The sequence below is a fragment of the Halomonas sp. McD50-4 genome, from assembly GCF_022348135.1.
In the GTDB taxonomy this organism is placed as follows: Bacteria; Pseudomonadota; Gammaproteobacteria; order Pseudomonadales; family Halomonadaceae; genus Vreelandella; species Vreelandella piezotolerans.
The window spans coordinates 1-5932 of record NZ_JAKRFG010000027.1 but is presented as its reverse complement, the minus strand read 5'-3'; the positions used below and the strand labels follow the sequence as shown (position 1 = coordinate 5932).

The following is a 5932-nucleotide window of genomic DNA, read 5'->3' as shown; positions in this document are numbered from 1 at the left end:
CGAGAAGGTCAGCTTTTCAGGTACCATTTTGGAAGCGGCTGTTGGTGCTTGATGGATTGGTTAGGTTCTTGAAATCATAGCACTTTCAGCCGCTTTCTTTTATACCCTGTGAGAAATCCGGGCTAGCATGTCACATTATTTGACATTCCCCCTTAGGCTCAACATAAGCTATACAATGCTTAAAAAAACCTTATTGAAAAATTAAACAATATTAAAAATTAGAGGCATTGCAGGTACGTTGTCTCATCGTCGGCTAGCTTTAACTCTCGACCCATAAGGGAATACCTCCCCTTCGTTGACTAGAGTGGCTACAGGAGCTGACGATGCATTTTGGAGCGTTCAAGGAAAAAATCGAGGCTTGTCATATCTGCGCCGCGTATTGTGACCAGTGCGCTACCCAGTGCCTTCAAGAGGATGAAGTACACAAAATGGCCGAGTGCATACGCATGGATATTCAGTGCGCTCAGATCTGTCGCTTGGCGGCGTCCTACATGGCCCAAAACAGCGAATACGCCAATGACATCTGCCAACTTTGCGCCGACATTTGCCAAAAGTGTGCCGACGAGTGTGCCAAACACGACGCTGATCACTGCCAAGCGTGTGCCCAAGCTTGCCAACAGTGTGCCAACGCCTGTGCGAGCATTGCCGCTTAATGTCCGCGCCTTTAACGACATTGTCTTTCAATGGCTCAGCCGTGCTGATAACAGCACGGCTGTTTCTACTGTGTTCGTTATATCATGCAGTAGTGAACGAAACATAAAAGTAGCCGCTTATTAGCCGCCCCTTTAATACTAAGATTTACATCAACGTGAGAAAAAAATCGTCACATAAAAGTTACGCACTATGCCTATGTATAGCGTTTTTTTTAACGCTTGTTGGCTGTCGCTATCCCCAAAATGTAGAACGCAAAATGAGCGATATCGAGGGCGGCACACTCTTCATCGGTATCACGGAAAACCCACCTTGGGTCATCGCTACCGCTGCGGGCCCCAAAGGGGTGGACATCGGCCTTCTATCCCAGTTTGCCAATAGCCTCGATGCGTCCATCGAGTGGCACTGGGGCAGTGAAAACGAGCTACTGAAAGCGCTCAACCACCACCAGCTCGATATTGTGGCCGGCGGCTTTACTCACAATACGCGTCTTACTCAGCTAGCCGCCACGACACGCCCGTACTTCACCTCACATCATGTCATTGGTATCGCGCCTCATCACCCTAACGCTCACGCAGCGGGCGACGCTGCCCTCGAGGGCCAAGACATCGCCGTGGCGCGTCTCAATAGCGTCACGCAGTCGATCCGTGCGCTGGGCGCGACCCCCGTGATCACCGAGCGCGTGCATGACGCGCCGGGCTGGGTAGCTGGCCCTCAATGGTGGTTAGAAGCCCATGGCTTTCGACCAACGGCTCATCGACTCACCAGCGAACACCATGTGATGGCGCTACCCAAAGGGGAAAACGCCCTCATGTTGGCGCTTCAACGCCATCTCAATGACCAATCCTCTCTTTATGAGCAGCTAAAACGCGTCGAGGCCGCTGAATGAAAATACGCAAGCCCTACCGTATGCCTGCTGACAAACAGCGCCAGCTCGATTATTTGGTGAGACTGGAGTGGTGGAACTTGGGGTTTCGGGTCTCAATCATTCTGGTGCTTGGGCTGGTGTTAGGCAGCAGCCAAGCCATGAAAGCGGCCTGGATAGAGGACATCCTATCGCTCATTCCTCCCGTGGCATTCTTGATCGCCATGCATTTTCGTAACCGCCCCCCTAACGATACCTTTCCCTACGGCTACCAGCGCGCCACGGTGATTGCGTTTTTATGCGCGGCCACGGCACTGAGCCTGATGGGGAGCTTGCTGTTACTGGATTCGATCATGAAACTGATCAGTCAGGAGCACCCCTCAGTAGGCGCTATCTCGCTCTTTGGGCATACGTTTTGGATGGGCTGGTTAATGATCGGTGCCCTCATCTACAGTGTGAGTCCTCCCATGGTGATTGGCCGCTTGCAGACCAAAGCCGCCATACAGGTGCATGAAAAAACCGTCTATGTCGATGGTAAGATGAGCAAAGCGGACTGGATGACCGGCTTGGCAGCGATCATCGGCATTTTGGGGATTGGTGCCGGTATCTGGTGGGCAGATGCGCTAGCGGCAGCGCTCATCGCCATCGATGTGACCAAGGACGGCGTGGTGAACCTGAAAGAGGCCGTGGGTGATTTATTGGATCGCCGCCCGCGATTTACGTCGAACACCCAACCCGAGCCGTTAGCCGAGTCGCTGGAAACGGCACTCAAACGATACGAGTGGGTCTTGGACGCTGCCGTTCGACTACGAGAAGAGGGACACGTGTTCAGCGGTGAAGCATTCATTGTCCCGCGCGATACGCATCGACTGGCCGAGCGCGTTGCCTCGGCAGAGGCCATGCTGAATCATTATGATTGGCGTATTTATGAAGTGGTGGTGAGTGTCACCCCATCCGATTCTTCGAACTAGGAAGCGAGCATGATAGGACATCACTGGCTCGGTATCGTTGGCATCCTTCTAATAACCCTTGCCAATTATGATGCCATCAAGACGACGCTGTCTGCCTCTCACTCTGGCCCTTTGACCAACCGCTCCATTAGCACGGTATGGACCCTGTTACTGGCATTGCATCAACGTCATCGCTGCCACCGCGTACTGTCTGCAGCAGGCCCTTGGCTGACCGTAGGTTTGATGACCGTTTGGCTGCTGCTTGCCCTAGTCGGATGGTGGCTACTGTTTTGCAGCACCGAAGACGCCGTGGTGAACGCCACGACCAAAGCCCCTGCCAACGATGTCGAGCGCCTGTACTATGCGGGCTATACATTGACCACTTTGGGCTACGGCGACTTCGTTCCGGGCAGCGACACTTGGCGGCTTGCACCACCGCTGGCAGCTGCCAACGGCTTTTTTCTCTTTACGCTCACCATTACGTATATGCTGAGCATCATGGCCAATGTCACCGAAAAACGCCATGTCGCGCTGTCCATCCATGCGCTGGGCAATAGCCCCTTACAAATTCTTCGCGCGACCCATGATAATGGGAAGTACACAAGCTTGGTACAGCAGCTACAACCACTCCAACAGGCCATTAGCCGGTTGGGGCAGCAGCATCTGGCGTATCCCATTTTGCACTATTATCACGACCCTAACCGTCAAAAATCGCTACCGGTTGCTCTCGCGAAACTCTATCAAGCGCTGGTCATTGCACAAATTGCTTGCCCCGATATCGACCACGCGACGCGGCAACAGCTTAAAACGGGCATCGTCACGCTTGAAAACTTTCTCGCGACGTTAGACAGCGCGTTCATCGACCCTACCCCTACCCTCCCAGAGCTACCTTCGCTAGCAGAGTACCAACGATTGCCTGGCATCACCGCCGCTCACCAAGAGATACATCAACAGCTTGCCACCCGCCAACAGCGGTTACTGGCTGCCTACGTGCATAAAGATGGCTGGGCATGGCCAAACGTCTGGCAAAACGAGTCATCATAGCCGCTAGCTACTGCTCGCTGGACGACACGGCCCCTTCCCATACTTCACAACGGTCGCGGCCGTTATTCTTGGCTTTGTACAACGCTGTGTCGGCTAAGCGCAGTAGCCTTTTAGGGTCCATGGTGTGAGCCGGATACGTGGCGATTCCGCAAGAGAGCGTAATGCGCCCAAGCGGCTGATGAAGGTGACTCAACGCTTGGTCACGCTGTGCCTTCAGCAGTTTCTCGGCACGCGTTTGCGCCTCGGCCGTTCCGGTGCCCGGTAGGAGCGCGACGAACTCCTCGCCCCCCAACCGACACACCACGTCCGTACCGCGAAAATGCTTCTTTAACAGCGCCGCGACCTCGATCAAAACGGCATCGCCAGCGTCGTGGCCAAAGTTATCGTTCACTTTCTTGAAATGATCGATATCGATCATCAGCAGCGAAAGCAGGCTTCCCTTACGCTGCGCGAGCGCCATTTCCTGATGTAGCAAGGTGTCGAAATGGCGACGGTTATTGAGGCCGGTCAGGGCATCCTGAAGCGAGAGCCCCTTGAGCTGCTCGACCAAGGTATCTAGCTCTGCCGTCCGCGCCGTCACCTGTGCTTCTAGCGTCTGGTTGGCCGCAGCAAGCTGACGCTGCGTATGACGATAGTGCCACAGCGAAATCCCCACGATAGCCAAAGAGAAGCCCAACGCCCCATAGCTCAGTGGCACATCGCGCCGAGGGATCAGCTCGTGCGCCACCAACATATCCAGCAACAGAAGTGGCGCAAACAGCAGGAAACTAGTGACGAACAGCCGCTGCTCCAAATTCAAACGACGCACCCGCAGCAGCGCCAGCAGAAGCATGAGGGGGAGCGTGAGCAACAGCAGCACGTCGAATATGGGGAACGTCAGTGCCAAGTTCACCACGCCAAGTGCGACCAGACCAATCGAGACCACGAGGTACGCCAAATGGAGCTGCCATAAACGCCTCATCCAGCGCTTTGGTGCACCATCCAACCAGTGGCTCAGCAACAAGCCTATGGCAATGGGCAGCGTAAAGTAGCTGGCGGCTCGTAAAATGTCCCAGGTAAGCGGCGCGTCTGCCAACAGCTGCCGAACGGGGGTCTCTGCCAACAGCATCAACCCTGACGAAAACGCAAACAGCGCGATGGCGAAAAAGCCCCGACGCTCAGGTCCAATCATGGCAAAAATCGCTGCCAACGTCGCCAGTAGCAGGCTGAAGGCACTCACCGCAAGGTCCTGTACCGAAGCGTGGAGCATCCCCTTCAGCGCATCGATACGATCGGTGATTTCTACATCGCCCCACAGCCCGATGCTGGTGTAATCGGAGTGGATACGCAGCGCCAGCGTCTTGCCCGCCGAGTTCTCCGGCAGCGGAACCAAATGCCACGGCCAACCGATGAAACGAGGCGCCTCCATATCGCCATGCTGATAAATCAGCGTGCCGTCGAGGTAGATCTGCCCCACCAAGTTAATGCTGGTAATGTGCAACACCGGGTCACGCCACTCTCCCTCTGGCAAGACCGTTTTAAACCACACGGACTTCTGGCCGTTGCGCTCCGGGGGGTTAGAAGGAAAATCGATGGGGGTCCAAGGCGCGTCATCTTCTAAAGGAGCATCTCCCCAGCGATACTCCCAATCGGTCAGCGGTGCAGGCGCGCTAGCGTAGGCCGAAGAACCGGACAGCAACAGCAAGCCAGCCATTATTCCTACGCAAAAAAAGCGCAACAAGACGTTGAACGTACCCATCCGATCCCCTAGCTGGCGTGACCCACCAGCTCACCCTATTTTTTATTAACGCTAACCTTATACGCTCAAAATTGCGTTGATAGCACGTTTGATGCGTTTCAAACGCCTATTCGTTGGTGGCGTTAATCATTATCCAATCGCTCTGTTCGATATAAGTGCCACTCGTTTTCGACCCGACCATCCGGCAGTCGACAGTAACGCCCCGTTCCCAAAGCGCTTTCGCGGGTGAGGCGCTCGCCGCCCAGGCTGACGCAATACGCCGCAGCCGCCGTCTGCATATTAGCGCCTTCTCCTCCCGCACAGCCTACTAACGTCAACATCATTATTAAGACGCTATGTTTCATTCGTGGTACTCCTCACTCTACTTCGCCGCATCAGGCCCGCCAAACGGCGCTCCACAATTTTTCACATCTCAACGACGCTCAAGCCACGTCTCTCTCTACACCCCACCACCATAAGCCATTATGCTGTGAAGGCAGCTTGACGGACCAATATAAATGTAAGCGCATCGGCTAGCGCGTCGTCACCCTTGCACACTTCCAGTAGGTCACTCGATGGCCCACACTGTCAAGCTAGTTGGAGTGTCAACGGCTGTTAGACTCTGAACGATGTGGGGCGTGACGAGGTTCCGATGAAGTACTCCGATGAGCGCCGGGAAGCCATCCTCAAGAAGCTGCTCCCGCC

General features: G+C 54.8%; 6 protein-coding genes. 4 read left to right on the top strand and 2 right to left on the bottom strand.

From position 1 onward, the window contains the following. Positions 1-323: 323 nt before the first annotated feature. The 4 genes from MHM85_RS18080 to MHM85_RS18065 all read left to right on the top strand — a co-directional run bounded on the left by MHM85_RS18080 (position 324) and on the right by MHM85_RS18065 (position 3510). A complete protein-coding gene (locus tag MHM85_RS18080; protein WP_139527056.1) occupies positions 324-653 on the top strand; it encodes a four-helix bundle copper-binding protein in 330 nt (109 codons plus the stop codon). 257 nt (positions 654-910) lie between these two features. Then, positions 911-1540: a transporter substrate-binding domain-containing protein gene (locus tag MHM85_RS18075; RefSeq protein ID WP_153842803.1), complete on the top strand. Its 630-nt coding sequence runs from the start codon at positions 911-913 to the stop codon at positions 1538-1540. Next, the gene (locus MHM85_RS18070; RefSeq protein WP_153842802.1) at positions 1537-2487 is read left to right on the top strand and encodes a cation transporter; all 951 of its coding nucleotides are present in this window, start codon (positions 1537-1539) and stop codon (positions 2485-2487) included. Before MHM85_RS18075 ends, MHM85_RS18070 begins: the two co-directional genes overlap by 4 nt. Positions 2488-2496: 9 nt before the next feature. After that, positions 2497-3510, top strand: coding sequence for a potassium channel family protein (locus MHM85_RS18065; RefSeq protein WP_139527053.1), 1014 nt, complete (start codon positions 2497-2499; stop codon positions 3508-3510). A gap of 7 nt (positions 3511-3517) precedes the next feature. On the opposite strand, the gene MHM85_RS18060 is transcribed toward MHM85_RS18065, so the two are convergent. Further along, positions 3518-5248 (bottom strand): GGDEF domain-containing protein, encoded by a 1731-nt coding sequence (locus MHM85_RS18060; RefSeq protein WP_239286575.1) that lies wholly within the window; start codon positions 5246-5248, stop codon positions 3518-3520. 122 nt (positions 5249-5370) lie between these two features. Further along, positions 5371-5526: a DUF333 domain-containing protein gene (locus MHM85_RS18055; protein ID WP_239286576.1), complete on the bottom strand. Its 156-nt coding sequence runs from the start codon at positions 5524-5526 to the stop codon at positions 5371-5373. Positions 5527-5932: the final 406 nt, after the last annotated feature.